The organism is Thioalkalivibrio nitratireducens DSM 14787 (assembly GCF_000321415.2).
Lineage (GTDB): Bacteria > Pseudomonadota > Gammaproteobacteria > Ectothiorhodospirales > Ectothiorhodospiraceae > Thioalkalivibrio > Thioalkalivibrio nitratireducens.
The window spans coordinates 1,902,591-1,928,028 of the sequence record NC_019902.2 but is presented as its reverse complement, the minus strand read 5'-3'; the positions used below and the strand labels follow the sequence as shown (position 1 = coordinate 1,928,028).

At 68.1% G+C, this 25,438-nt stretch carries 17 protein-coding genes and 1 tRNA gene; 11 read left to right on the top strand and 7 right to left on the bottom strand.

The annotated features are described in order from the left end of the window. Positions 1 to 151 precede the first annotated feature (151 nt). Together TVNIR_RS08965 and TVNIR_RS08960 are read left to right on the top strand one after the other, a co-directional pair. Positions 152 to 1,249 (top strand): GNAT family N-acetyltransferase, encoded by a 1,098-nt coding sequence (locus TVNIR_RS08965; RefSeq protein WP_015258695.1) that lies wholly within the window; start codon positions 152 to 154, stop codon positions 1,247 to 1,249. A 432-nt stretch (positions 1,250 to 1,681) separates the two neighbouring features. After that, a complete protein-coding gene (locus TVNIR_RS08960) occupies positions 1,682 to 3,595 on the top strand; it encodes a polysaccharide biosynthesis protein (protein ID WP_237251789.1) in 1,914 nt (637 codons plus the stop codon). A 24-nt stretch (positions 3,596 to 3,619) separates the two neighbouring features. Here the strand turns inward: TVNIR_RS08960 and TVNIR_RS08955 are convergent, their stop codons facing one another. After that, the gene (locus TVNIR_RS08955) at positions 3,620 to 5,404 is read right to left on the bottom strand and encodes a CotH kinase family protein (protein ID WP_015258693.1); all 1,785 of its coding nucleotides are present in this window, start codon (positions 5,402 to 5,404) and stop codon (positions 3,620 to 3,622) included. A gap of 597 nt (positions 5,405 to 6,001) precedes the next feature. Here TVNIR_RS08955 and TVNIR_RS08950 point away from each other — a divergent pair. Together TVNIR_RS08950 and TVNIR_RS08945 are read left to right on the top strand one after the other, a co-directional pair. Continuing rightward, positions 6,002 to 6,919 (top strand): glycosyltransferase family 2 protein, encoded by a 918-nt coding sequence (locus TVNIR_RS08950; protein WP_237251788.1) that lies wholly within the window; start codon positions 6,002 to 6,004, stop codon positions 6,917 to 6,919. Beyond that, positions 6,916 to 7,779 carry an NAD-dependent epimerase/dehydratase family protein gene (locus tag TVNIR_RS08945; RefSeq protein ID WP_015258691.1) on the top strand — a complete coding sequence of 288 codons (864 nt, stop codon included), beginning with the start codon at positions 6,916 to 6,918 and terminating at the stop codon, positions 7,777 to 7,779. The genes TVNIR_RS08950 and TVNIR_RS08945 overlap by 4 nt, the downstream gene beginning before the upstream one ends. Positions 7,780 to 7,831: 52 nt before the next feature. Here the strand turns inward: TVNIR_RS08945 and TVNIR_RS08940 are convergent, their stop codons facing one another. Then, complete coding sequence (locus TVNIR_RS08940; protein WP_015258690.1) at positions 7,832 to 8,824, bottom strand: glycosyltransferase family 2 protein; 993 nt, start codon at positions 8,822 to 8,824, stop codon at positions 7,832 to 7,834. Between the two features lie 233 nt (positions 8,825 to 9,057). Here TVNIR_RS08940 and TVNIR_RS08935 point away from each other — a divergent pair, with 233 nt between their 5' ends. Both TVNIR_RS08935 and TVNIR_RS08930 read left to right on the top strand, forming a co-directional pair. Then, positions 9,058 to 10,077: an MraY family glycosyltransferase gene (locus tag TVNIR_RS08935; RefSeq protein ID WP_015258688.1), complete on the top strand. Its 1,020-nt coding sequence runs from the start codon at positions 9,058 to 9,060 to the stop codon at positions 10,075 to 10,077. A 4-nt stretch (positions 10,078 to 10,081) separates the two neighbouring features. Continuing rightward, the gene (locus TVNIR_RS08930; protein ID WP_015258687.1) at positions 10,082 to 12,004 is read left to right on the top strand and encodes a polysaccharide biosynthesis protein; all 1,923 of its coding nucleotides are present in this window, start codon (positions 10,082 to 10,084) and stop codon (positions 12,002 to 12,004) included. 128 nt (positions 12,005 to 12,132) lie between these two features. Here TVNIR_RS08930 and TVNIR_RS08925 read toward each other — a convergent pair whose 3' ends face one another. The 5 genes from TVNIR_RS08925 to TVNIR_RS08905 all read right to left on the bottom strand — a co-directional run bounded on the left by TVNIR_RS08925 (position 12,133) and on the right by TVNIR_RS08905 (position 17,021). After that, positions 12,133 to 12,924 (bottom strand): DUF4197 domain-containing protein, encoded by a 792-nt coding sequence (locus TVNIR_RS08925; protein WP_169794295.1) that lies wholly within the window; start codon positions 12,922 to 12,924, stop codon positions 12,133 to 12,135. Between the two features lie 329 nt (positions 12,925 to 13,253). Then, positions 13,254 to 13,329: transfer RNA gene (locus tag TVNIR_RS08920), tRNA-Ala, on the bottom strand. A 376-nt stretch (positions 13,330 to 13,705) separates the two neighbouring features. Then, positions 13,706 to 14,866 (bottom strand): lipid-A-disaccharide synthase, encoded by a 1,161-nt coding sequence (gene lpxB / locus TVNIR_RS08915; RefSeq protein WP_015258685.1) that lies wholly within the window; start codon positions 14,864 to 14,866, stop codon positions 13,706 to 13,708. A gap of 65 nt (positions 14,867 to 14,931) precedes the next feature. After that, a complete protein-coding gene (locus TVNIR_RS08910; RefSeq protein ID WP_015258684.1) occupies positions 14,932 to 16,029 on the bottom strand; it encodes a DegT/DnrJ/EryC1/StrS family aminotransferase in 1,098 nt (365 codons plus the stop codon). A 2-nt stretch (positions 16,030 to 16,031) separates the two neighbouring features. After that, positions 16,032 to 17,021, bottom strand: a complete 990-nt coding sequence (locus TVNIR_RS08905; protein ID WP_015258683.1) for a Gfo/Idh/MocA family protein — start codon at positions 17,019 to 17,021, stop codon at positions 16,032 to 16,034. A gap of 170 nt (positions 17,022 to 17,191) precedes the next feature. Between TVNIR_RS08905 and rnhB the strand changes: the two genes are divergently transcribed. The 5 genes from rnhB (at position 17,192) to TVNIR_RS08880 (ending at position 25,435) form a co-directional block, all read left to right on the top strand. Further along, the gene (rnhB, locus tag TVNIR_RS08900; RefSeq protein WP_015258682.1) at positions 17,192 to 17,812 is read left to right on the top strand and encodes a ribonuclease HII; all 621 of its coding nucleotides are present in this window, start codon (positions 17,192 to 17,194) and stop codon (positions 17,810 to 17,812) included. Beyond that, positions 17,809 to 21,264, top strand: a complete 3,456-nt coding sequence (gene dnaE / locus TVNIR_RS08895) for a DNA polymerase III subunit alpha (RefSeq protein ID WP_015258681.1) — start codon at positions 17,809 to 17,811, stop codon at positions 21,262 to 21,264. Before rnhB ends, dnaE begins: the two co-directional genes overlap by 4 nt. Before the next feature lie 86 nt (positions 21,265 to 21,350). Further along, positions 21,351 to 22,316, top strand: coding sequence for an acetyl-CoA carboxylase carboxyltransferase subunit alpha (locus TVNIR_RS08890; protein WP_015258680.1), 966 nt, complete (start codon positions 21,351 to 21,353; stop codon positions 22,314 to 22,316). Then, the gene (gene tilS / locus TVNIR_RS08885) at positions 22,288 to 23,697 is read left to right on the top strand and encodes a tRNA lysidine(34) synthetase TilS (protein ID WP_015258679.1); all 1,410 of its coding nucleotides are present in this window, start codon (positions 22,288 to 22,290) and stop codon (positions 23,695 to 23,697) included. Before TVNIR_RS08890 ends, tilS begins: the two co-directional genes overlap by 29 nt. Before the next feature lie 73 nt (positions 23,698 to 23,770). Further along, positions 23,771 to 25,435, top strand: a complete 1,665-nt coding sequence (locus TVNIR_RS08880) for a CTP synthase (protein ID WP_015258678.1) — start codon at positions 23,771 to 23,773, stop codon at positions 25,433 to 25,435. Positions 25,436 to 25,438 lie beyond the last annotated feature (3 nt).

Genomic DNA, 25,438 nt, shown 5'->3' with positions numbered 1-25,438 from the left:
GCGCTGGGCAATACGCGCGCCCGAGATGTGCTGACGCTTTTGGGCAGGGCCTACCGCTGGCTCGAGGCCCGGCGGCCGGCTGCTGCTGCTCGATTTTTTTGTCGGCGCGCAGCGACGGCCAGGGCGTGCCGGGTGGCTGGTCCGCGAACAGGTGCTGAGCCTGGCCTCGCGCGCAGGGTTCCGGCTGGAGGGACAGTGCGCGGTGCAGCTGCCGTGGGCCGGGCCGGCCGGCGAGCGCGGCGCTGCGGCGGCCGGGGAGCTGCTGGTGCTCGCACGCGAGCAGGCGGCGGGGCGCTGGCGGGTGACCTACCAGGAGCCGGAGTTGTTGCCGGAGGTGCAGGCATTGTTCCAGCGGGTGTTCGGCCACCCGATGAGCGAGGCGCTGTGGCATTGGAAGTACGGCCAGGGGCGGGGTCAGGGGGCATTGACGCTGCGCGACGGCCGTGTGGTTGCGCATTATGGCGGGCTGACGCGCGAGGTGCGCTTTCTGGGGCGCAGGGAATGGGCGGGGCAGGTCGCGGACGTGATGGTGGAAGCGGGTGACCGCGGCGTGCTGACACGCCAGGGAGCGTTTTTTCGTGCGGCGGCCAGCGTGCCGGAGACCTGCTCCGGGTACGGGAGCAAGCACCTGATCGGGTTCGGCTTCCCGAACCGGCGACATTTCACGCTGGCCGAGCGGTTGGGCCTGTACGCCGAGGTCGGGCGCATGGTCGAGCCTCGGTGGCCGGCCGCCGCTGCGACGAACGGACGGTGGCGTCTGGCGGATCTGGCGGAGTTGCCGGCCGGGCGCGCGGCGCGTGCGGTCGAACGGCTCTGGGCCGCGATGGCGCGTGATCTGCAGGAGGCGATCGTCGGCGTACGCGACTACGCCTGGCTGCGCTACCGCTACCTGCAGCACCCGGAGTATCGCTACCGGGTTTTCGGCGTGCGCCGGCGCTGGCGGCCCGGCTGGCGGGGCGTGATCGTGCTGCGCGAGCACGCGCAGCGGGTGGAGTTGATGGATCTGGTCGGGTCGCTTGGGTCGTTGCCGGAGTTGGTGGCCGCAGCGCGGGACTGGGCGGCGGCTGCCGGGTATCCGGAAGTGTTCGCGTGGATCACGAGCACACACGCGGCGAGCCTGGGCTTGGACGACGCCACGGTGACCGATCCGGATGTCGTGGTGCCGACCAGCATCCGGACGCCGGGTCCGGCGCCCGCCGAGTTGAACGGGCGCTGGTGGCTGATGTCGGGCGATACCGATTTCCGGTAGGAAGTCGGTGTTCCCGGGCGGGAACGCGTGTGCATGACCGCGGCCGCATGCCGAAGGGAAGTGCTCGTGCGGCGATGCCGAGGGCGGCGTGAAGACGCAGGGCGACGTGGGGCCAGGGGCCGAGCACGACAGTGGGTGTCGGGCCTTGACGCAGGCGGGAGTTCGCCGCGCGTCGGCGCGGTGCCGCCGTCAGGCTCCAGGAGCGGGAGGCGTTCGGTTTCCCCCGTGACCAGCCGGCCGGAACGGGCCCGGTGCGGGCCGTCGATGGGCGGATGGCGGCCGCGCTGGGCGCGATCGCATTAGTCGGATCCGACGGTCATTCCCGGATCGGGGTCAGCCCGGCTGGACCGTGGTCTGTGCCATACTTTTCGTGAATTCAGCGTCGTTGCCGCGGCTGGGGGGTCGACATTGGGGTTTCATGTGTTGCCGTTGGTGTTGAACCGATGGGCGGCGTTTCTGCACGACCTGCTGTGGGTGCCCCTGGCGTTGTTGCTGGCATTCCTGGTCCGCTTCGATCTCCAGTTTCTGGACAGCGGCAGCCACCTGGCGGCGTTCGTTCTGCTGCTGGCGCTGAGCCTGCCGGTGCAGGCGGTCACGTTTACCTATTTCGGCCTCTATCGCGGCATCTGGCGCTTCGCGTCGGTGCCGGACATGATGCGGATTCTGCGTGCGGTCTGGGTCGGGGCCGCGGTCACGATGCTGCTGCTGGCCGTCTCCGGGCGGGCGGGCAGCCTGCCGGTGGCGGTGCTGGCCGCGTATCCGCTGTTTCTGACGATCGGGCTGACGGCGCCGCGGCTCACGTATCGGTGGTTCAAGGATCATTACCGGCCGTCCGGGAACCGGCGCCGCGCGCTGGTGATCGGCGCGGGTTGGTCCGGCGACCTGCTGGTGCGAGAACTGATCAAGACCCGCGCGTATCTTCCGGTCGGGTTCTTGGACGACGATTCGCGCAAGCTGGGACGCGACCTTCATGGTGTGCCCGTGCTCGGGCCGATCTCCGAGCTCGACGCGCGGCTGCGCGAGCTGGACCTGCATATCGTGCTGATCGCGATGCCGGGGGCTGGCGCAGCGCTGATGCGCAGGATCGTCGATGTGGCGGCTCACTACGGTGTACCGTGCGTGACTTTGCCGTCGCTGGAGAAACTCGCGGATGGGCGTGTGGAGGTATCCCGGCTGCGCGAAGTGGAGCTCGAGGATCTGCTCGGTCGTGAGGTGATCACGCTCGACGACGCGGGCCTGCACGCGTTTCTCGAGGGCAAGCGGGTGCTGGTGACCGGCGCGGGGGGCTCCATCGGTTCGGAGCTGTGCCGGCAGGTGGCGCGTTACGCGCCACAGTGCCTGATTATGCTGGAACACGCCGAGTACGGACTGTACGCGGTTGAGCGGGACATGCAACGCCTGGATGGGGGCGTTGCGTACGCGGCGCTGCTGGGGGATGTGACTGACCCGGTGCGCATGCGCCAGGTGTTCGACGCGCATCGGCCGCAGGTGGTGCTGCATGCCGCTGCGTACAAGCATGTGCCACTGGTCGAACACAACGCGGTCGAGGGCGTCAAGGTGAATGTGTTCGGCACGAAGCTGGTGGCCGATCTCGCCGCAGCCTATGGCTGCGAGAAGTTCCTGCTAGTATCCACCGACAAGGCGGTGGGGCCGACGAACGTGATGGGGGCGAGCAAGCGTATCGCCGAGCTGTATTGCCAGAGCGTGGCCGAAGCGGGAGGCGCGGCGTTCATCGTCACGCGGTTCGGCAATGTGATGGGGTCGACCGGTTCGGTGGTCCCGCTGTTTCGACGACAGATCGCCGAAGGCGGCCCGGTTACGGTCACGCATCCCGAGATCACCCGCTATTTCATGACGATTCCGGAGGCGGTGAGCCTGATTCTGCAGGCGGCAGCGATGGGGTCGGGCGGCGAGGTGTTCGTGCTGGATATGGGCAAGCCGATCCGGATCCGCGATCTGGCCGAGGAAATGATCCGCCTTTCCGGACACGAGCCCGGACGGGATATCGAGCTGCGCTTCATCGGCCTGCGCCCGGGCGAAAAGCTGCACGAAGATCTGTTCCACGAACACGAGAACCCGATCGGCACCGGCCACCCCAAGATCCTTCAGGCCCAGGCGCGGCGTGTGAGCAGGGGTTGGGTCGCGCCGCGGCTGCAGGCACTGGAACAGGCCTGCAGCCGGTTCGACGAGGCGGCACTGCAGAACGTGCTGCGCGAGCTGGTGCCCGAGTACCAGGCGGCGGCACCGCTCCCGGCGGCAAGCGTGCCGCCCCCGGCAGCAAGCGTTCCGCCGGCGGCGGTGCCGAAACTGGCCGTGGTTCCCGGTATACACCCGGGCGGCGCCTGATCGTATCCGCTGCGCAGGCGCGGGTTAGTCCTGTGAAAGCACCACCGCGAACTCCTGCGCGAGCTCGGGCTGCACGGTAATCGCAGCCGAGACCTTGTTGCTGAACGGGTTGACGCGCGAGCCGGGAATCGGCTCGACGCTGGCGCCGTAGCGCCGGGCCATCACCAGTTCCCATTGGCGCCCGAGCGGCACGAACCCCCCTGTGTACCAGTTCTCGAGATTGGGAGGCAGTTCGTTCCGGTAGTAGAGGGTCAGCTGCGCTTCGAACTCGGGCACCGTGCTGCGCAAGGTCCATGCCCGGTCGACGCCGTCTTGAGCCGGGTCGGGGCGAACCTCGACGTCGATCTTCCCCCAGGCTTCGATCGTGTCGACGGGATCGAGGCGGGCAATGGTGAAGCCGGCGCGGTCGGTGAACACCAGCGGCTCGCCGGCGCGGACGGTACCCAGGATTTGGCGCGAGGCCTGGTAGCGTTCGCCATCGATTGGCGGCGAGATCTTGCGTTCGATGAACGCGTAGCGCAGTGCAACGAAATCGCGCAGGAGTTCCAGATGCAGCTCGGGGACGCCCTGAACGCTGTGGTGGTTCTGCGGGTGGACCTCGAACGCCGGCGAGGGCCCGGGGGCACCCGGCGCGCGCAGCACGCTGGGACCGATTTCGGCCCACGCTGCTTCGATCTGCCGCTCGAACCACGACTCGGTAAACGCGTTGCGCATCAGGTCGCGCATGCGTGCGTCGAGCGTTTCCCGCAGCTCGGGCGTGTTCAGGAACAATTGCACCAGCCGGTTGCCCCAGGTGTCGGCCAGCGGATACTCGTAGGCAAAGAAGTCGTTGGCGATGCCGTAGTCGGCGCGGGTATGCGAGCCGAAGGAGAGATCGTGATCCCAGGGAATCACCACCCATCGGGCATCTTCGCGCTCGTGGTCGAGGTACAGCCAGTAGTCGTCGCCGAAGGAGTCGATGTCGCCGATCAGGAAATGGATCGCGAGCCAGTCGATGAAGACGTCGGTGTCGAACCGTTCCCGGAACGCCGCGGCGAACGCCGGGCCAGGGGCCGCCTGCTCGACCCAGAGCAGGAGTTGTTCGAGGTCGCTCCAGCTCGGGGATCCGCGGCTGTTGAACGCGTCGGCGAGCAGGCTCGCACGCTCGCTCTCGGGAATCGTGGACCATGGGAATCCGAACGCGGAGGTGGCATCGACGCGCGGATCGACCCCGCGCAGGTCGCGGAACTGGTCCCGGACCAGCGTGCCGGAGGGGTTCAGGCCGGCGTTTCGCAGCAGATCCTGGTCGACCCGTTCAATATGCAGGTACAGCCCTTCGTACACTCCGTTGATCGAGAGGTCGAGGTATCGCGTGCGCGACGCGGGGCGTTCCAGCTGGGCGAACATGCCCCAGGTGAGATGTTCGCGCATCATCGACGGATCGGTGTACATCGCGTTCGCGTTCATGCGTTCGCTGCCGAACAGCAGATCCTGCTCGCCATCGAAGCGGATGTTGAACGATTTCTTGGGCAGAAAGCGGGTCGAGCTGCCGCGAAAGCGCATGTTGACGTCCGCAGGCGGGCTGTCGTCGCCGAAACGAGCCACCGCCGGCAGCCGGTCGTTCGACGTCGGGTCGCGCGCGTAGAGTTCGGCGAGGTCTTCGGGTGCGAGGGTCAGATCGAGAGGCACCACGGGCAGCAGCGGTACGTCCGCTGCGTCGCTGGAGCCGGAGCCCATGCAACCGGCGGTCATCGTGCTGAGGAAAAGTACCAGCGCGAGCCCGGTCACCCAGCGCAGATATCCATACGGTACGCGGCCGAAACCTTCCATTGGGAGCCTCCCTGTGACTCTTGGATGTGTTATAGGCGTCTTATGAGCGTCGCTGTTGTTGCAATGGGCTGCTGAAACTGCGGTGCCCACGAATGGAGCGTAGCAGGGACCGGTCGTTCGGCCAAACGGGTGGTTCGTTGGGGAGCAGCCCCCGACGACGCACTGTGGTGACGCTGCGCCGCCTGTGACGATGAGAATCTCTCTCCGCGCTTGTGGGTTGGGAGGGGCGCGGCACGCGATTTTCCCGCGAACTCTTTAGCCCGCGGGCGTGCGGCACCCCGAAGGATGAAAACGAGCCGCGGAAGAACACACATGAACATCGATACCCGATCGAAAAACAACCCGTGTCGGCTTCGGGGGCGGCAACTGATAGCGGCTTCCGCAAGTGGCCGGCGTGGCGCATGACGCGGTTTCGCCCATTTTGCCGAGGGCGGCCGGTTCGCCTATGCTGCGTGGCTGCAAGACTCCATCGGATCGCTGGGATCTGGGGCTGCCTGAACAGGGAATCGGACCGCCGCGGCGAGGAGGGGGTACTGAACGTCAACGCGAAGGCGGGGCTCGCGAGCAGGCTTTTTCGCTACGCGCGGGGGGATGGCAGTGGACCGAAGTGACGCACGCGGACCGCAGCGTGGTTTGGTGCCGCAGGTCTCGGTGATCGTGGTGAGTTTCAACAGCGGGCCCCTGCTCGCTGAATGCGTGCATGCGGTGTGGGCATCGACCGTCGCGGTCGAGGTGCTGGTTTCGGACAACGGATCCGTGGACGGCAGCGTCGACGACTTGATCGCCACCGCGGAGGCGGGTACGGCGTTGCGCGTACGGCGCAATGGCCGGAATCTCGGCTTCGCCGGCGCCGCCAACGCCGCGCTGCCGCAGGCCCGCGCGCCCTGGCTGCTGTTCCTGAATCCCGATTGCCTGGTGCGCTCCGACACGCTCGAGCGCATGCTGGAGGTGGTTTCGAAATGCCCCGAGGTGGGGATCGCGGGCTGTCTGATCCGGAACCCGGACGGCAGCGAACAGGCCGGATGCCGGCGGCGCGAGCCGACCCCGTGGCGCAGTCTCGCGCGGGTGCTGCACCTGAACCGGTGGCGCCCGGACGATCCCCGTTTCCGTGATTTCAATATGGTGGCGGAGCCGCTCCCGCTCGAACCGGTCCCGGTAGACGCGATCTCCGGGGCCTTCATGCTGGTTCGCCATACGGCGCTGGCGGCGGTCGGGCCGTTGGATCCCGGCTATTTTCTGCATTGCGAGGATCTGGACTGGTGCCGCCGTTTCCGGGATGCCGGCTATACCGTGCTGTTCGTTCCCGGGGTCGACGTGCTGCACCACAAGGGCGTGAGCAGCCGGGGACGTGCGGTACGCGTCGAGCTGCACAAACACCGCGGGATGCTGCGCTATTACCGCAAGTTCTTTCGCGAACGCTACCCGCGGCCGCTGATGTGGCTGGTGCAGTCGATGGTCTGGGCGCGCTTCGGCGTGCTGGCCGTCGTGCTTGGGCTGCGCCGGAGGCGGACGTGAACACGGTGCTGGTGACCGGGGCCGGCGGCGTGGTCGGGCACTTTCTGCTGCCGCGGCTGGCGCGGGCGGGCCTGCGAGTTCACGCGTTGAGCCGTTCGCCACGATCCGGTCAGCACGTGGTCTGGCACCGGGGCGATCTGAGTACCGCCGGCTGGCACCGGAGCCTGCCGCGCATCGATACCGCGTTTCACCTCGCGCCGGTGTGGCTGCTGCCGCCGATGCTGCCCGAGCTCGAGCGGCTGGGTGTGCGGCGCCTGGTGGCCTTCAGTTCGACCAGCCGGCACACCAAGGCGGATTCGCGCAGCGCAGCCGAGCGGGCCCTGGCTCGCCGGCTTGCGGACGCTGAGTTCCGGATCGCGCGCGAGGCCCGGTTTGTCGAGTGGACCGTACTGCGGCCGACGCTGATCTACGGCGCTGGTCTCGATCACAACGTCTCCGGCGTCGCGCGTTTCATCCGCCGCTTCGGGTTTTTCCCGGTCGCCGGCCGGGCCGGCGGGCTGCGCCAGCCGGTGCACGCGGACGACCTCGCGCGCGCCTGCATCGCGATACTGGAGCCCCGGCCTACCGGCGGGCGGCTGATCGACCTGGGCGGCGGCGAGGTGCTGACCTACCGGGAGATGGTGCGGCGTGTGTTCGACGCACTGGGCCGGCGGACCCGGATCGTTCCGGTGCCGCCGGGCATGCTTCGGGCTGCGGTGGCAACTACGGCCCGGTTCGGTATGAGCGGCCATCTCGATCCGGCACTGGTCGACCGCATGGCGCAGGACATGGTCTTCGACCTTGCGCCCGCGAAGTCGCTGTTCGGGTACGCACCGCGGGATTTCCATCCCTCGGCGCCGGACCTCGGAGTCGACGCCTGATGCGCCGGCACGATGGTTGCCGAGCCCGCCGCGCGCAAGCGGGCCTGGCCCGCTAGCGTTTCCCGGTGGGGCCAGGGCGGCAGCGCGGCCAGGGCCGCCCCTTGTCGAGCGCCTGCCAGATGGCAGCGCTGCCGGTTCGGCGCTGGCGCTGGATGCGGCCGCGCTCCCGCCAGACCCGCGGCAGAGCGCGCAGCGCATCGCGCTTGGCGCGCCCGATCACCGCTGCGCGACCGCGCACGGTGAACAGCACGATGGTTGCCAGGTTCAGCAGCAGGTGTCCGGGAAGCAGCGGCCAGAACAGGATCGCGGGCATGTTGCGGACGAAGGTCCAGACCAGGTTACGGTGGCCGTGATAGATGGAGAAATCCGAGTGCCGCCCGGTGACCGCCGAACCGATATGGCGCACGCGGGCGGCCGGGGCGTATACGCAGCGGAAGCCGGCCAGGCGCAGCCGAAACCCGAGGTCGACATCCTCGAGGTAGCAGAAAAAGTGCTCGTCGAATCCGCCTGTGGACTCGAACGCGTCCCTGCGATACATCCCGGCCCCGGCGCAGGCCGAAAAAACTTCGCCGTCGCCGGCGTCGGCCGGGTCCACCGAACAGCCCTCGGCACGGCGCCAGACGCGCCCGCTCAGGTGGTAGACGTCGCCGGTGCCGTCGAATCGGTCGGCGGGCGTCACTTTCAGCATGCAGCTGGCGAAAGAGGCTGCACCGGGGTGCGCCAGGGCCGCCGCTGCCAGGGCCTCGAGCCAGCCGGTTTCTGGGAACGCATCGGGGTTCAGAAAGGCCAGCCAGTCGCAGTCGCCGAGTTCCCGGGCGCCGCGGTTCGCACCTCCCGCGAAGCCCAGGTTCTCGTCGAGCATAACGAAGGTGACCCCGGGAAAGGCCCGGCGCCGCGCGGCAGCGTCGAAATCCCTGCTGGCATTGTCGACCACGACGGTTCGGGCGGGCTGGAGGGTCTGTGCGGCGAGATGGCTCAGGCAGGTATCCAGGAGCTCCGGGGAGTTCCAGTGCACGATCACCACACCGATGCGCGGCGCACTCATCCGGCCGCCAGGCTCCGGCGGCCTCGGTACGGAAGGCGGCGGGTGTCCCCGCGTGGGCTCCGGTCGGGCGGGTTTTCCGTCGAGTCGCGGCGCTGCGTGCGGCCCGAGGTGGCTGCTTCGAACATCGGCCGATCTTACCATCGTCGCCACGGCGGGCCCCGGCCGGCGCGGACGGAGGGCCTGCGGCGGCCTCGCCGTCGGTCGGGGTACCCCTCGGTGTACACTGGGCGCCCATGGAAGGCTTGCTAGCCGTTGCGCTCAGTCTCGGACTCTCGGCCGGGGGCACCGCCTACCTGGCGAGCCCCGGCGCGCGGCTGCAGTGGATGGATCATCCCAACGAGCGCTCGCTGCACCAGTGTCCGGTGCCGCGCACGGGGGGGCTGGCGATATTGGGCGGGCTCCTGGCCGGTTGGGCGGTACTGGCCGCGTTCCGGGTTCTGCCGGCATGGCTGGGTTGGATCGCCGCGGCAGCGGCCCTGGTGGCGTTCGCCTCGCTGCTCGACGACCGGCGCGGCGTCGGGGTCGGGCCGCGGCTGGCGGCCCACGGGCTTGCGGCCCTCGTACTGCTGTTCGCGGGATTGTTCCCGGAGTCCCTGACCTTTCCGGGCTGGATCTGGATCCCGGCGGGCTGGGCGCTGGCGATTCTGGGCACTTTGTTCGTGGTCTGGATGGTCAATCTCTACAATTTCATGGACGGGATGGACGGTTTCGCCGGGGGCATGGCCGCGATCGGCTTCGGCTTCATGGCCTGGCTCGGTTGGAACGCGGGCGCCGATGGGTTCGCGCTGGCCAGCCTTTGCGTGGCCCTCGCGGCCGCCGGCTTCCTCTGGTTCAATTTTCCGCCGGCGCGGATCTTCATGGGCGATACCGGGGCCTCCACGCTGGGCCTGTTGGCTGCGGCCCTGATGCTGTGGGCGGAGCGCGACGGGATCTTCCCGCTGTGGACCGGAGTGCTGATCTTTTCGCCGTTCATCGTCGACGCCACGGTGACCCTCGCGGCGCGGGCCGTGTCGGGCGAGCGCGTATGGCAGCCGCACCGCCAGCATGCGTACCAGCGGCTGGTGCGCTCGGGCTGGACGCATCGGCGTACCGTGCTGGCCGAGTACCTGCTGATGGCCGCCGCGGGCCTTTCGGCCCTGGCGCTACTGGACGCGAAGGCAGGTGTCCAGGCGGGCGCTTTACTCGTCTGGACAGGGGTTTATGGCATAATTCTATTTTGGGTATGGCGCCGTGACTGGCGCGGGTGGGGGTAGACCCTTGGGCTTTCACATCTTGCCGTTGGTGCTGAACCGATGGGCCGCGTTCCTGCACGATCTGGCATGGGTGCCACTGGCGCTGCTGCTGGCCTTCATGGTGCGCCTGGATTTCCAGTTCTTCGGTGGCGATTTCCTGGGCATGTTCTTGCTGCTGCTCGCGTTGAGCCTTCCGGTGCAGGCGGTGGCCTATATGTATTTCGGTTTGTACCGGGGGATCTGGCGGTTCGCGTCGGTGCCCGACCTGATGCGAATCCTGCGCGCCGTCTGGGTGGGGGCGGCGACGACGATCCTGCTGCTGTTCCTGCTGCGCCGAGTCGGGGACGTGCCGAGAGCGGTGCTACTGGTGTATCCGGTGTTCCTGACGATGGGTTTGACCGCGCCGCGGCTGTTCTACCGCTGGTTCAAGGATCATTTCCAGCCGAAGGGTAGCCGGCGCCGCGCCTTGATCGTGGGGGCGGGCTGGTCTGGCGATCTGCTGGTGCGTGAGTTGATCAAGTCGCGGGAGTACCTTCCCGTCGGGTTTCTGGACGACGATCCCCGCAAGCTCGGCCGTGATCTCCACGGAGTGCCGGTGCTCGGTTCGGTGGGGGAACTCGACCGCCTGCTGCGCGAGCTCGATGTCGAGATGGTGCTGATTGCGATGCCCACGGCCGACGCTCGGCTGATGCGCCGCATCGTGGACGTGGCGGCGCACGAGGGCGTGGCCTGTGTGACGCTGCCGTCGCTGCGCGAACTCGCGGACGGACGGGTCGAGGTTTCGCGCCTGCGCGAGGTCGAGATCGACGACCTGCTCGGTCGGGAGGTCATTACGCTGGACGACGCCGGGCTGCACGCTTTCCTGGAAGGGAAGCGGGTGCTGGTGACCGGCGCCGGGGGGTCGATCGGGTCCGAGCTGTGCCGCCAGGTGGCGCAGTACGGGCCCGAGCGCGTTGTCATGCTCGATCACGCCGAGTACGGGCTGTACTCGATCGAACGGGACATGCAGCGCCTGCCTTCGCCGGTCGATTTCACACCGGTGCTGGGGGATGTCACCGACGCAGTGCGGATGCGGGAGGTCTTTGCGTCGTTCCGGCCCGATATCGTGCTGCACGCCGCAGCGTACAAGCACGTGCCGCTGCTCGAGGACAACGCGGTCGAGGGCGTGAAGGTCAACGTGCTGGGCACGCGCATGGTGGCGGATCTCGCGGCGACGCACGGTTGCGAGAAGTTCGTGCTCGTGTCCACTGACAAGGCGGTGCGCCCGACCAACGTGATGGGTGCGAGCAAGCGCGTCGCGGAGCTCTATTGCCAGAGCGTGGGCGAAGCGGACGGCACTGCGTTTATGGTCACACGCTTCGGCAACGTGATGGGATCCGCCGGGTCAGTGGTACCCCTGTTCCGCCGGCAGATCGCGGAGGGCGGGCCGGTCACGGTCACGCACCCGGACATCACCCGCTATTTCATGACCATTCCGGAAGCGGTCAGCCTGATCCTGCAGGCGGCTTCGATGGGCGCCGCCGGCGAGGTGTTCGTGCTGGATATGGGGAAGCCGATACGAATCCGGGATCTGGCCGAAGAGATGATCCGGTTGTCCGGGCACGAGCCGGGGCGCGACATCGACGTGGCCTTCATCGGATTGCGGCCCGGCGAGAAGCTGCACGAGGAGCTGTTCCATGAACACGAGAACCCGGTGGGTACCTCGCACCCGAAGATCCTGCGGGCCGAGGCGCGCAAGGTCAGCGCACAATGGCTGGTACCCCGGCTCGGCTCGCTACAGCGGGCCTGCGCCGGACACGATGAGCCGAGGGTGCAGGGGCTGCTGAAGGAGCTCGTTCCGGAGTTCCGGCCGGCACAGCCGGCCGCTGTGCCGACGCCGGAGTTTCGGCCGGCTGAGCCCGCCACGGTCGCATTGAAGGTGGTCGGGGGAACCGAGAGATCGCACTGAGCGGCGGTTCGAGGCCCGCCGCAACAGCCCGGGCCGTGATGCGGGTGGGCGTTGCGGCTGCCTTCCGGCGTTCGGCGAGGCGTGCCGAGGACGGCCGGGACCGTACGGCGGCCGCTGGGACGACCGAATCAGTCGGAGCCGCCGAAGACCTCGCGCAGCAGGTCGGTGGTGCGTGCGGCAGGATCTGCGCGGATCTTCTTCTCTTCCTCGGCCAGCAGCACGAACAGGCCGTCTACCGACTTGCGGGTGACGTAGTCCGGCAGGTCCAGCGCATCGGCGGTCTCGAGCGCTGGCAGCCGCTGCTTCGCCTGTTCCGATAACGCGGTGAATGCGGCGGTGACGCCCTGTTCCTGCATCGATTCGGCAATGATCGGGCGGAATTCATCGGCGATCGGGTCGCCTGCGCGCCGGCGCAGGAATCGGGTCGCGCCATCCGGAGAGCCGACGAGGATCGAGCGGGCATCGTCGATGGTCATCTCGCGCACGGCGTCGACGAGAATCCCGGCCGCCTTTGGGGCCGCTTTCTCGGCAGCGCGGTTCATGCTCTTCTCGAAGGCGTCCACCTGCCGGCCCAGCCCGATGCCGCGCAACATGCTGCTGGCATCTCCGAGGAGACCGGGCATCGGGATCCGGATGGCCGGGTTGCCGAGGTATCCGTCGGTCTTGGATGCGGTCTCGACCGCCCGTTGACTGCCGATCGCCAGCGCCTCCTTCAGGCCGGCAGCGAGCGTCTCGTGTTCCACCCCGACGGGCACCGAGGGTGCCGCCTCGTCGGTCGCGGGTTCGGAGACCGGCGGCACGACGGGAAGGGTGCCCTTCAGGCGGTCCGCCCAGGGCGCCTGTGCCAGGGCGAGGGAGGGAAGGGCGCCCAACGCGCAGGTCAGGGCGATGGCGCCGGCCAATCGGTATCGAACGTTCATCGTATGGTCCACCGTTGGTTGCATCGCCGGACCGCGGGCCGGCGGGTCGACAGCAGGAGTATCGCTCCCCGGAAGCCGGCGGCGGGCGGAACCCGGCCGGTAACCGGAAGCACACGGATACGCAGATTGGCGCAAAGACCGGCACGGGTCAATCGCGCGCAGCAGTGCCGCTATGCGATCGCACAGGCGTGCATGGTGCCAGACACAATAGAAAGCGGGCCCCGGCCCAGGGATGGATCCGTCGCAGGAAGGTTGCGCCTTGCGGCGAAAGCCATCGTGCAGCGCCAATGCAAACAGGCGCATTGGGGCGCCTGTTTGCATGGGAATGGTGGTGGAGCGGAGGAGGATCGAACTCCCGACCTTCGCATTGCGAACGCGACGCTCTCCCAGCTGAGCTACCGCCCCGATCCGAATATCATAACAGGCCTCGGCCCGGCGGGGGAAGCACCTGCGGCTTCCAGCGACGCGCGAGCCTGCGCGACCCATGACGATGAAGATCCCCGTCCTCCGTTGCGGCGCGTGCGCTGGGAGGGGGCATTGCCAACGATTTTCACGCTACGCTGGCTTTTGTGGCCAGCGGCCACGCTGAAAGACGAAAAGGCGAGTCACGGAAAGCTACGGACAGACACGGACATAGGGTCCGATCCGTTTCATCTTCCGTGATTTCCGTGCCCTTCCGTGGCGGTTTTTCACAGTAACGGCCGTTCCCAGTGGGCCATGCGGAAGACGCGCTTGGTGCGTCGCGATCGCGCGTGCACGGAGTCCAGGGGCGGGTTGACGATCAGGGTGGGTCGTCGAGTCGGCCGCGCTCGAGCATTTCCAGCGCGGTCTCGGCCACTCTGCGGTCGGCGCCGCCGGGGCCGAGCCGCTGCCGCACCTGATCCAGCGATTCCCGGATGGCTGCGAGCTTCTCGGGGTGGTCGAGCCAGTCGAGCGCTTCGCGGCACAACGCTTCGGGATTTGCCGCGCGTTGCAGGCGCTCCGGAACCACGCGCCGTCCGGCGACGATGTTCGCCAGCGCAACGTGCGGAACCCGGATCAACCGGGAGAACAGCGCGTAGCTCAGCGGTGCCATGCGGTAGATCACGATCATCGGCGTGCGCAGCAGCGCGGCCTCCAGGGTCGCGGTGCCGGAGCTGATCAGCACCAGCTCGCTCGCTGCCATGACCTGGTGCGCCCGTGCGTTCCCTTCCAGCGTCGAAATGGGCAGATCGCGGTACGGGGCCAGCGATTGCAGGATCCCGACGCCGACGCCGGAGGCCAGCGGCACTGCGAAGTGCAGGTCCGGACGCAGCCGGTGGAGACAGCGGGCGGTCGCCACCAGCACCGGCCAGTGGCGCCGGAGTTCGCCGCTGCGCGAGCCGGGCAGCAGTCCGACCACGCGGGTGGCCGGGTCGAGTTGCAATTCCGCCCGCAGGTCGACCCGCGGGCGTTGTACCCGGTCGACCAGCGGGTTGCCGACATAGCGCACCGGGATTCCTTGCTCCCGGTAGATGGTTTCCTCGAACGGGAACAGCACCGCCATCGCATCGACGCAGCGCCGAATCCGGTGGATGCGCTTCTGCCGCCAGGCCCAGACCTGCGGGCTGACGTAGAAGAGCACCGGGATGCCGAGTCGGCGCGCGTGTTCGCCTAGGCGCAGATTGAATTCGACGTAGTCGACCAGCACCAGCAGTCGGGGGCGGGTCTCCTCCAGATGGCGCTGCATCCGGCGCAGCAGCCGGCGCAGGCGCGCGTACTGCGTCAGCACTTCCCAGAGGCCCATCACCGCGAGTTCGGACACGTCGATCAGCGTGTTCGCGCCCGCCGCACGCATCTGCTCGCCGCCCATGCCGGAAAAGGCGACGTCCGAACGCCGTTCGGACAGGGCCCGGATCAGGCCGGCGGCGAGACTGTCGCCGGAGGTTTCGCCGGCGCAGACGACGACATGGGGCTGCGTCATCTTAGTTCACCGCATGGGCCGGCCCCCGGCGGGGCCTGCTCGTCGGGACGGCTGGGTGTTCGGCCTCAGGCGAGTGCCGCGCGGATACATTCGCCGATGGCGTCGATCTGGGCATCCTCGAGTTCCGGAAAGACCGGCAGGGACAGGCAGCGTCCGGCCACCGACTCGGAAACCGGAAGGCTGGGCGGCGGCCGGGTGCGATCGTCGAACGCGGCCTGGCGATGCAGTGGGATCGGGTAATAGATCGCGTGCCCGATGTCGGCCTGCTGCAGTGCGGCCATGATCGCGTCGCGGCGATCGGTCAGTACCGTGTACTGGTGATATACGTGGACGCCGATCCCGTCCTCGTGGGGGATCTCGAGATCCAGTCCCGCGAGGGCCTGGGCATAGCGGGCGGCGACGCGGCGCCGCTCGGCGTTGTAGCGGTCGATGTGTCGCAGCTTCACGCGCAGGATCGCCGCCTGGATTTCGTCCAGACGGCTGTTGTAGCCGATCTCGTCGTGGTGGTAGCGCACCTTGGAACCATGATTGCGCAGCTTCAGCAGGCGCTCGGCGGCCGGGGTGTAGCCGGTGGTGATCAGGCCGCCGTCGCCGTAGGCGCCGAGATTCTTGCTGGGAAAGAAACTGAAGCAGCCGAACGCGGAGGCACTGCCGGTCTGGATGCCGTCGACGCGGGCACCGAACGACTGTGCACAGTCCTCGATCAGCAGCAGCTGGTGATCTTCCGCGAGCTGCGTCAGCGCCGGCATGTTCGCCGGTTGCCCGAACAGATGGACCGGCAGGATTGCGCGCGTGCGCGGGGTGATCGCGGCGGCCACGGCATCGGGGTCGAGGTTGAAGCTGCGCGGGTCGATGTCGACGAACACCGGCTCCGCGCCCACGTACCGGATCGCCTCGGCGGTTGCGATAAACGTGAACGGCGTAGTGATGATTTCGTCGCCGGGGCCGAGGTCGGCCGCCCGCAGCGCCAGGTGCAGCGCATCGGTTCCGGACGCGCAGGTCACCGCATAGGGCACGCCGAGGTATTCCGCGAGTTCCGATTCCAGCGCCTGCACGTTCGGGCCGAGGATGAAACGGGTGCTTTCGAGTACCTCGGCGATCGCCGCGTCGATTTCGCCGCGAAGCGCCTGGTACTGCCGTTGGAGATCCACCATCGGGATCATGGCTATCCTCCTCCCTGGGGGCGTTTTTCGTCCCGGGTCATCACGTTCAGATTGGAATAGACGAGGTCGGTGATCCGGATCGCGGCCTCCAGTGCACGCTGCCCGGCCCGGCCACCGACGACCACCGGCTGCTCGCCGCGAATGGCGGCGACGAACGCGCGGATCTCCGCCAGCAGTGCGTCGGCATCGTCGAACGCCAGTTCCTCGGAAAGAATCTCGGGTACGCCGATCTCCGGATCTTCGTCGCCGAGATGATGCAGCGACAGGATCCGGTTCTGGAAGTCGATCGACGCATAGCCATGGGGCTGGAAGATGCGCATCCGGCGTTCGGACTTGGTGCTCACGCGGCTGGAGGTCAGGTTGGCGACGCAGCCGTTGGCGAACTCCAGGCGTGCGTTCACGATGTCGATGTCGCTGGTGAGGATTTGTGCGCCGGATGCACGCAGGTCGATCAGCGGGGCATTCACGAGATCGAGCACGATGTCGATGTCGTGGATCATCAAGTCGAGCACGACGGACACGTCGGTCGCCCTCGGCTTGAACGGCGCAAGCCGGTGGGATTCGATGAACCGCGGGTTCAGCGGTGTCTCGAGCAGCCGGCGCAGTGCCGCATTGAACCGCTCCAGATGCCCCACCTGCAGCACCACGCCGTGCTGATTGGCCAGAAGGTTCAGCGCATCGGCTTCCTCGACGGTGGTCGTGATCGGTTTCTCCACGAGCACGTGGCAGCCGGCATCGATGAAGTCGCGCGCGATCGGATAATGCAGCGTGGTCGGCGCGGCGATGCTGACCGCGTCGACGCGCCCGAGCAACTCGCGGTGGTCCAGCACCGCTGCGCAGCCGTGCTCGGCGGCGACGCGCTGTGCGGTTTCGGCATTGCTGTCGGCGACCGCGACCAGTTCGGTCTCGGGCAGCAGGGCATATTTCGCCGCGTGCCACCGGCCGAGGTGGCCGACGCCGATCACGGCACAGCGAAGGGGAGTTGAGGACATGACGGGTTCCGCCGAATTGTGGGTCGTTGCTGTGATAGTGTAGCGCGCCGAAGCGGCGGCTGCGGGCGGGAACGTCCCGCGCGGCGCGGGCAGCGCCTGTGCCGGGGTGGTCGGGGTAGTGTACGCAATCCGGTCGGAGGGTTTTCGTGCAAGAGGGGAGCGCCGGGTGCATGCAGCGGCAACAGGACGATGAACGGATCGCTGGCAGGCTCTGTGCCGGCGTCGACGAGGTCGGGCGCGGGCCGCTGGCCGGGCCGGTGGTCGCGGCCGCGGTGATCCTTCCCGCGGGCTACGTGCTGTCTGGACTGACCGATTCCAAGCGCCTGTCGGCGCGCCGCCGGGAAGCGCTGGCCGCAGCGCTGCGCGACGAAGCGCAGAGCTGGGCGTTGGGCAGCGCCAGTGCCGCGGAGATCGACACGCTGAACATCCACCATGCGACCTTGCTGGCGATGCGCCGGGCGCTGCTGGCGCTGCCGCGGGCGCCGCGGCAGGTGCTGGTCGATGGCCGCTTCGTCCCGGAAGGCCCCTGGAACGGGACGGCCGTCGTCGGAGGCGATGCCGCCGTGCCGGCGATCAGCGCTGCCTCGGTGCTGGCGAAGGTGGCGCGGGATGCGTGGCTTGCGGAGCTTCACTTGCAGTACCCGGCCTACGGTTTTGATCGCCACGCGGGTTATCCGACGCGCGCGCACCTGGCGGCGCTGGCCACGCATGGGCCGTGCCCGGAACACCGGCGCAGCTTCGGGCCGGTCGCGCGGCAGTTGCGGCTGGCGGCGGGAGCAGCCGGGCGATGAACGGCTTCGTGCACCTGCGGGTCCATTCCGAGTATTCGTTGGTCGATGGCCTGGTGCGCCTGAAGCCGCTGGTGCAGGCGGTTGCCGGGGCCGGGATGCCGGCGGTGGCGGTGACCGACCACTGCAACCTGTTCGGACTGGTGAAATTCTACCGCGCCGCGCTGGTGGCCGGGGTGCAGCCAATCGTCGGCGCGGACGTGCTCCTGCGCGACGCGAGGTCGGACGGATCGCTAGCGCGCCTGACCCTGCTGGCGCAGAACGATGTGGGCTATCGGCATCTGACCCGGCTGATCTCCCGCGCCTGGCAGGAGGGGCAGGAGCGCGGCGTGCCACGGCTCGACTGCGCGTGGCTGGAAGGCGCCAGCGATGGCCTGATCGCGCTGTCGGGCACCATCGACGGCCTCTTCGTGCAGGGCTCGGGGGCCCCGGTTCGGCTCAGTGGCGAGGTGCTCGCTCCCTGGCTCGCGCTGTTCCCCGACCGCTTCTACCTGGAGCTGACGCGCAGCGGCCGCCCCGGCGAGGAGGCCTGGATTGCGGCCGCGCTCGACGCGGCGGAGGCGTTCGGCGTCCCCGTGGTGGCGACGAACGACGTGCGCTTCCTGGCCTCGGAGGATTTCGAGGCCCACGAGGCGCGGGTCTGCATCCACGACGGCGTAGTCCTCGCGGACCCACGCCGCCCGCGCCGCTACAGCGAACAGCAGTACCTGCGTACACCGGAGGAGATGGCCGAGCTGTTCTCGGATATCCCGGAGGCGCTGGCCAACGCTGTCGCGATCGCCCGCCGTTGTAGCGTGCGCCTGACACTGGGCGAGTCGGTGCTTCCCGACTTCCCGGTGCCGGAGGGGCGCTCGGTCGACGAGCATCTGCGCCTGACGGCGGCCGAGGGGCTGGACGCACGGCTCGAGCGTCACTGTTTCGCGCCGCGCAGCGATTACACGCAGCGGCTCGAGCGGGAACTCGACGTGATCTGCCAGATGGGGTTCCCCGGTTACTTCCTGATCGTCGCGGATTTCATCCGCTGGGCGCGGAACAACCGGATTCCCGTGGGTCCGGGCCGCGGTTCGGGTGCGGGTTCGTTGGTGGCTTATGCGCTGGGAATTACCGATCTGGATCCATTGCGTTACGAACTTTTATTCGAGCGCTTTCTGAACCCGGAGCGGGTGTCGATGCCGGACTTCGATATCGACTTCTGCATGGATCGGCGCGACCGCGTGATCGACTACGTGGCCGAGCGCTACGGCCGCGACCGGGTATCGCAGATCATCACCCACGGCACCATGGCCGCGAAGGCGGTGGTGCGCGACTGCGGCCGCGTGCTCGGGCACGGCTACGGCTTCGTCGACCGGATCGCGAAGCTGATCCCGTTCGAACTGGGCATGACCCTGACCCGGGCGCTGCAGGAAAGCGAGGAGCTGAAGGCGCTGTACGACGAGGACGAGGAGGTCCGGGGCATCCTCGATCTCGCGCTGAAGCTCGAGGGCCTGACCCGCAACGCCGGCAAGCACGCGGGCGGGGTGGTGATCGCGCCCTCGGCGCTGACCGACTTCTCGCCGCTGTACTGCGAGGAGGGCGGGGGCAGCCTGGTCACCCATTTCGACAAGGACGACGTCGAGGCGGTCGGGCTGGTCAAGTTCGACTTCCTCGGGCTGCGCACGCTGACCATCATCGACTGGACGCTCGAGTCCATCCGCCAGATGCCCGGGCAGCAGCCGGTCGATCTGGACCTGATTCCGCTGGACGACCCGGCCGCCTTCCAGCTGCTGCAGGCCTACCAGACCACCGCGGTGTTCCAGCTCGAATCCGGCGGCATGAAGGACTTGATCCGCCGCCTGCAGCCGGACACCTTCGAGGACATCATCGCGCTGGTGGCGCTGTATCGGCCCGGGCCGCTGCAGTCGGGAATGGTCGACGACTTCATCGATCGCAAGCACGGGCGCGCGCAGGTCGAATATCCGCACCCGGATCTGGAACCCATCCTGAAGCCGACCTACGGCGTGATCCTGTACCAGGAACAGGTGATGCAGATCGCGCAGGTGCTGGCCAGCTACACGCTGGGCGGCGCCGACCTGCTGCGCCGCGCGATGGGCAAGAAGAAGCCGGAGGAGATGGCGAAACAGCGCGAGATCTTCCTGAAGGGCGCGCTCGCCCGTGGGGTGGCCGAGGCGACCGCGACCTACATCTTCGACCTGATGGAGAAGTTCGCCGGCTACGGTTTCAACAAGTCGCACTCGGCCGCCTACGCGCTGCTGGCCTACCAGACCGCCTGGCTGAAGGCCCACTACCCGGCGCCGTTCATGGCGGCGGTGCTGTCGGCCGACATGGACAACACCGACAAGGTCGTCGGCCTGATCGAGGAATGCCGGAGTCTGGGCCTGCGAGTGGAACCCCCGGACGTGAACCGCTCCGCCTACCGGTTCTCGGTACGGGATGCCGGGACCGTCGTGTACGGTCTTGGCGCGATCAAGGGCGTCGGCGAGTCCGCGATCGACACGTTGCTGAAGGCGCGCGGCGACGACGGCGCGTTTCACAGCCTGGTGGACCTGTGCCAGCGCGTCGACCTGGGCAAGCTGAACAAGCGCGTGCTCGAGACGCTGATACGGGCCGGGGCGATGGACAGGATCGGGGCGAACCGGGCGACCTTGCTGGCCGCGATGCCGCTGGCCGTGGCTGCCGCCGAGCAGGCCGGGCGCAATGCCGAACTCGGGGTGGTCGATCTGTTCGGCGAGCCAGCCAGCGCGGTGCTGCCCGAGTTCGAGACGCTGCCCGAGCTCGATGACGACGAGCGCCTGCGCGGGGAAAAGGACACGCTGGGGCTGTACCTGACCGGCCATCCGGTGGCGCGCTACCGGGAGGAACTCAGGCGCCTGACCGGGACCACGCTGCAGGAACTGGAGACCCGTCTCGAAAGTCGCCCCGACCGCAACGCGTATCGGGGGCGGCAGGATACGGCCCGCATCGCCGGTCTCGTGGTCGGGGTGCGGCTGCGCAACAGCCAGAACGGGCGGATGGCGGTCGTCACTTTGGACGACCAGACCGGGCGGGCGGAACTCGCGCTGTTCGGCGAACACTACCGAGAACACCAGTCGCGCCTCGTGCCCGATTCCCTGATCGTCGCGGAGGGCACGGTCATGCTGGACGACTACGCAGGCGGCATCCGCATGCGCGCACAGCGCGTGCTGACCCTGGACGAGGCGCGGGCGGAATGGGCGCGGGTGCTGGATCTCAGCCTTGCGGCGGTGCGGCCCGAACACATCCATTCGTTGCATCGGGCGCTCACCGAGCACGATCCGGGTTCATGCCGGCTGCGCATGCGCTATCGGTGCGGCGATACCTGCGCCGAACTGCGCCTGCCCGAGGAGCTCCAGATCCGGCCGGACGAGCAGCTGCTGCGCCGCCTGCACGAGATCCTGGGCACGCAGAGCCGGGTCGCGCTGATCTACGGAAACGCCTGAAAACGCCGGAACGGGGGGCAGACTGAGCGCCCCTGGAGCGTATTCGGTACAATTCGCGGTTTGAACGGCCAGGAATGGGACGCGGCATGAATCCCGATTTTCTCGATTTCGAACAGCCGATTGTCGAGCTGGAAGCCAGGATCCAGGATCTGCGTTTCGTCGGCGACGATGCCGAAGTGAACCTGCAGGAAGAGATCCAGCGCCTCGAGGAGAAATGCCTGAGCCTGACCGAGAGCATCTTCGCGCGGCTCACACCCTGGCAGGTTGCGCAGCTTTCCCGCCACCCGCGCCGCCCGTATTCGCTGGACTACATCCCGCAGATCTTTACCGAGTTCGTCGAACTGCGCGGGGACCGCGCCTTTGCCGACGACCCGGCCATCGTGGGTGGCCTCGCGCGGCTCGACGGTCGTCCCGTGATGCTGATCGGGCACCAGAAAGGGCGCCAGACGAAGGAGAAAATCCATCGCAACTTCGGCATGCCGCGGCCCGAAGGGTATCGCAAGGCGCTGCGCCTGATGGAACTCGCCGAGCGTTTCCGGCTGCCGGTGTTCACGTTCATCGACACCCCGGGCGCCTATCCCGGCGTCGGGGCGGAAGAGCGCGGCCAGAGCGAGGCGATCGCCCGCAACCTGATGGTGATGGCGCGGCTCGATACCCCGATCGTCTGCACGGTGATCGGGGAGGGGGGTTCGGGCGGCGCGCTGGCGATCGGCGTCGGCGACGCGACGATGATGCTGCAGTATTCGACCTACTCGGTGATCTCGCCGGAGGGCTGCGCGTCCATTCTCTGGAAAAGCGCGGAAAAGGCACCCGAGGCCGCGGAAGCGCTGGGGATCACCTCCGAGCGTCTGCGGGACCTGGGGCTGGTCGACCGGGTGATCGACGAGCCCCTGGGCGGGGCGCATCGCGCCCCGGAAATCATGGCGACCCGGATCAAATCGGCGCTGCTCGAGACGCTCGAGGAGCTCGAAGGCCTCGACGCGGAGCGGCGCCTGGAGCGGCGCTACCAGCGGCTGATGGACTATGGCGCGTTCCAGGAACCGGCAGGCTGACGCGGTCACGGCGGCGCTGCGGGCCTTTCTCGCGGATCAACCCGAAATCGACGCCCTGCGCGTCGCGTTCAGCGGCGGCCGGGATTCCACTGTGCTGCTGCACGCGCTCGCGCGGCTCGACTCCGGACGGGGGCTGACCGCGATGCATGTGCACCATGGCCTGCACGAACACGCGCAGGCTCAGGCGGAACACTGCCGGCGGTTTGCGGCCCGGCTCGGGGTGGACTGCGAGGTGCGTAGAATCCAGGTTCCGGGAGGCAGCGGTGAGGGGCTGGAGGCGGCTGCAAGAAGATTGCGGTATCAGTCGCTTGCAGAGGGTTTGTCAATCGGATCCTGCGTTCTGACCGCGCACCACGCCGGGGACCAGGCCGAGACCTTCCTGCTCGCGGCGCTGAAGGGCAGTGGCCCCTCCGGTCTTGCCGCGATGCCGCCGCTGCGCGCGCTCGGATTGGGCTGGCTAGGCCGGCCGCTGCTCGGCGTCGGAGCCGCGGCCATCGCCGCCTATGCGCAGGCACAGGATCTGAAATGGGTCGAGGATCCGAGCAACCGCGACACCCGCTTCGATCGCAACTACCTGCGCCGGCGGATACTGCCCCTGCTGACGCAGCGCTTTCCGGTCGAACCGCGGCTGGGTGCCGCCGCGGGTCTGCAGGCGGAGGCGGTCGAGGTGCTCGAGGGTCTGCTCGATCCGATCCTCGATCGCCTGTACGGCCCCGTGCCGTGGACGCTGCGCATGGACGCGTTCCTGAGGCAGCCTCCCGGCCGTCGATCCTGGCTGCTCCGCCGTTTCCTGGAACGTGCCGGCGCCCCTGCGCCCCGGCGCGGACCGTTGCTCGAGTTCCTGCGCCAGCTCGCCGAGGCCAGGCCTGATTCCAGCCCCGGACTGCAGTGGAGCGGGTGCAGCCTGCGCACCTACCGCGGTGTGCTGTACCTGCTTCGCGCGGGGGAACTCGCGCAACCGGCACCACCCGGCACGCTTCTCGACTGGCCATCGGGGGCGCCGGAGATGACGCTCCCCGATGGCCGCGTGCTGACCACAGCCGAACTGCGGGCAGTGGGGATCCACTCGGGCGAAGGCGTGCGCATCGGGTTCCGGCAAGGCGGCGAGGTGCTGCGCACGCCTGGCGGGCGGCGCTCGCTGAAAACGCTGATGCAGGCGCGCGGCATTCCACCCTGGCAACGCCCGCGGGTACCGCTGGTGCGCCTGGGTGATGAATGGGTCGCGGCCCTGTGGCAGCACGCGGAGCGTAGCCCGGATCGGTCGGCGTGCGACCATTCCCCTGCGGCGGCCGTGATGCCGAGACGCCGCGGGCCTGTTGCAGCGCCGGCTGATGGGCGCCGCGAGTCGGGGAGCGCGCGCGCGCCGAGCGATTCCGATTGAGGGTTGCGTGCGCTTTTGATAACCTTCGCCGGCGTTCCGGCCGCTTGCCGGCCGTAGATCGACGGGTTCCCGCATGACGCGTTACGTATTCATTACCGGAGGCGTGGTGTCGTCTCTGGGCAAAGGCATTGCATCGGCATCGCTCGGTGCGATCCTCGAGGCGCGGGGTCTGAAGGTCACCCTGCTGAAGCTCGATCCCTACATCAACGTCGATCCGGGGACCATGAGCCCGTTTCAGCACGGCGAGGTCTTCGTCACCGACGACGGAGCCGAGACCGACCTCGATCTGGGGCACTACGAGCGTTTCGTGCGCATTCGCACCGGTCGGCGCAACAACTTCACCACTGGCCAGATCTACGAGAACGTGATCCGCAACGAGCGCCGCGGTGACTACCTCGGCGGCACGGTGCAGGTCATCCCGCACATCACCGACGAGATCAAGCGCTCGATCCGCGCTGGCGCCGCGGACGCGGACATCGCGCTGGTCGAGATCGGCGGAACCGTGGGCGATATCGAGTCGTTGCCGTTCCTCGAGGCGATCCGCCAGATGGGCGTGGAACTCGGTCACGAGAACGCGCTGTTCGTCCACCTGACCCTCGTCCCGTTCATCGCGGCGGCGGGCGAGATCAAGACCAAGCCCACCCAGCATTCCGTGAAGGAACTCCGTTCGATCGGGATCCAGCCGGATGTGCTCCTGTGCCGCACGCACCAGCCGCTTCCGGAAGGGGAACGGCGGAAGATCGCGTTGTTCACGAACGTCGAGGAAAGGGCGGTCATTTCGGCGGTGGATGTCGACAACATCTACAAGATCCCGCTCTGGCTGCATTCCCAGAAGCTCGACGAGATCGTGTTGCGCAAGCTGCATATCGAGGCGCCCCAGGCCGACCTGTCCGACTGGAAGCACGTGGTGACGGCGATGGAGTTTCCCGACTCCGAGGTCACGGTCGGCATGATCGGCAAGTACGTGGAATTGACCGAGTCCTACAAGTCGATCAACGAGGCGCTGACGCATGCCGGGATCCATACCGGCACCCGGGTACGCATCCGCTACGTCGATTCCGAGAAACTGGAGAGCGCCGAATCCGGGGGGGTCCCCGAACTCGACGGGCTCGACGCGATCCTGGTTCCTGGAGGGTTCGGCGCCCGCGGCGTCGAGGGGAAGATCGAGGCCGTGCGTTATGCCCGCGAGCAGGGCATTCCCTACCTCGGGATTTGCCTCGGCATGCAGGTGGCGGTGATCGAGTTCGCGCGCCATGTCGCGGGACTGGATGGCGCGCACAGCACCGAGTTCGCCCCGGACAGCCCGCACCCGGTGATCGCGTTGATCACCGAATGGCAGGATCGCGAGGGCCGGGTCGAACAGCGGGACGCGGCCAGCGACCTGGGCGGCACGATGCGCCTGGGTGCGCAGAGCGCGGCACTGGAAGAAGGTTCGCTGATGGCGCGCACCTACGGGAGCACGCGGATCCAGGAACGCCACCGGCACCGCTACGAATTCAACAATGCCTACAAGCAGCGACTGCAGGAAGCCGGTCTCGTGTTCTCCGGGCACTCGGAGGACGGCGCGCTGGTCGAGGCGATTGAACTGCGCGAGCACCCCTGGTTCGTCGGCTGCCAGTTCCACCCCGAGTTCACGTCGACGCCGCGCGACGGGCATCCCCTGTTCACCGGTTTCGTCGCCGCCGCGCGGCGTCACCAGGAAGCCAAGGCGGGCCGGGCACAGCCGCCCGTCGCATGAGAG

Coding starts and splice junctions, on each gene's coding strand:
- TVNIR_RS08955 (WP_015258693.1), bottom strand. CDS start 5,404: ATGGAAGGTTTCGGCCGCGTACCGTATGGATATCTGCGCTGGGTGACC.
- TVNIR_RS08940 (WP_015258690.1), bottom strand. CDS start 8,824: ATGAGTGCGCCGCGCATCGGTGTGGTGATCGTGCACTGGAACTCCCCG.
- TVNIR_RS08935 (WP_015258688.1), top strand. CDS start 9,058: ATGGAAGGCTTGCTAGCCGTTGCGCTCAGTCTCGGACTCTCGGCCGGG.
- TVNIR_RS08925 (WP_169794295.1), bottom strand. CDS start 12,924: ATGAACGTTCGATACCGATTGGCCGGCGCCATCGCCCTGACCTGCGCG.
- lpxB (WP_015258685.1), bottom strand. CDS start 14,866: ATGACGCAGCCCCATGTCGTCGTCTGCGCCGGCGAAACCTCCGGCGAC.
- TVNIR_RS08910 (WP_015258684.1), bottom strand. CDS start 16,029: ATGATCCCGATGGTGGATCTCCAACGGCAGTACCAGGCGCTTCGCGGC.
- TVNIR_RS08905 (WP_015258683.1), bottom strand. CDS start 17,021: ATGTCCTCAACTCCCCTTCGCTGTGCCGTGATCGGCGTCGGCCACCTC.
- rnhB (WP_015258682.1), top strand. CDS start 17,192: ATGCAGCGGCAACAGGACGATGAACGGATCGCTGGCAGGCTCTGTGCC.
- dnaE (WP_015258681.1), top strand. CDS start 17,809: ATGAACGGCTTCGTGCACCTGCGGGTCCATTCCGAGTATTCGTTGGTC.
- TVNIR_RS08890 (WP_015258680.1), top strand. CDS start 21,351: ATGAATCCCGATTTTCTCGATTTCGAACAGCCGATTGTCGAGCTGGAA.
- tilS (WP_015258679.1), top strand. CDS start 22,288: ATGGCGCGTTCCAGGAACCGGCAGGCTGACGCGGTCACGGCGGCGCTG.
- TVNIR_RS08880 (WP_015258678.1), top strand. CDS start 23,771: ATGACGCGTTACGTATTCATTACCGGAGGCGTGGTGTCGTCTCTGGGC.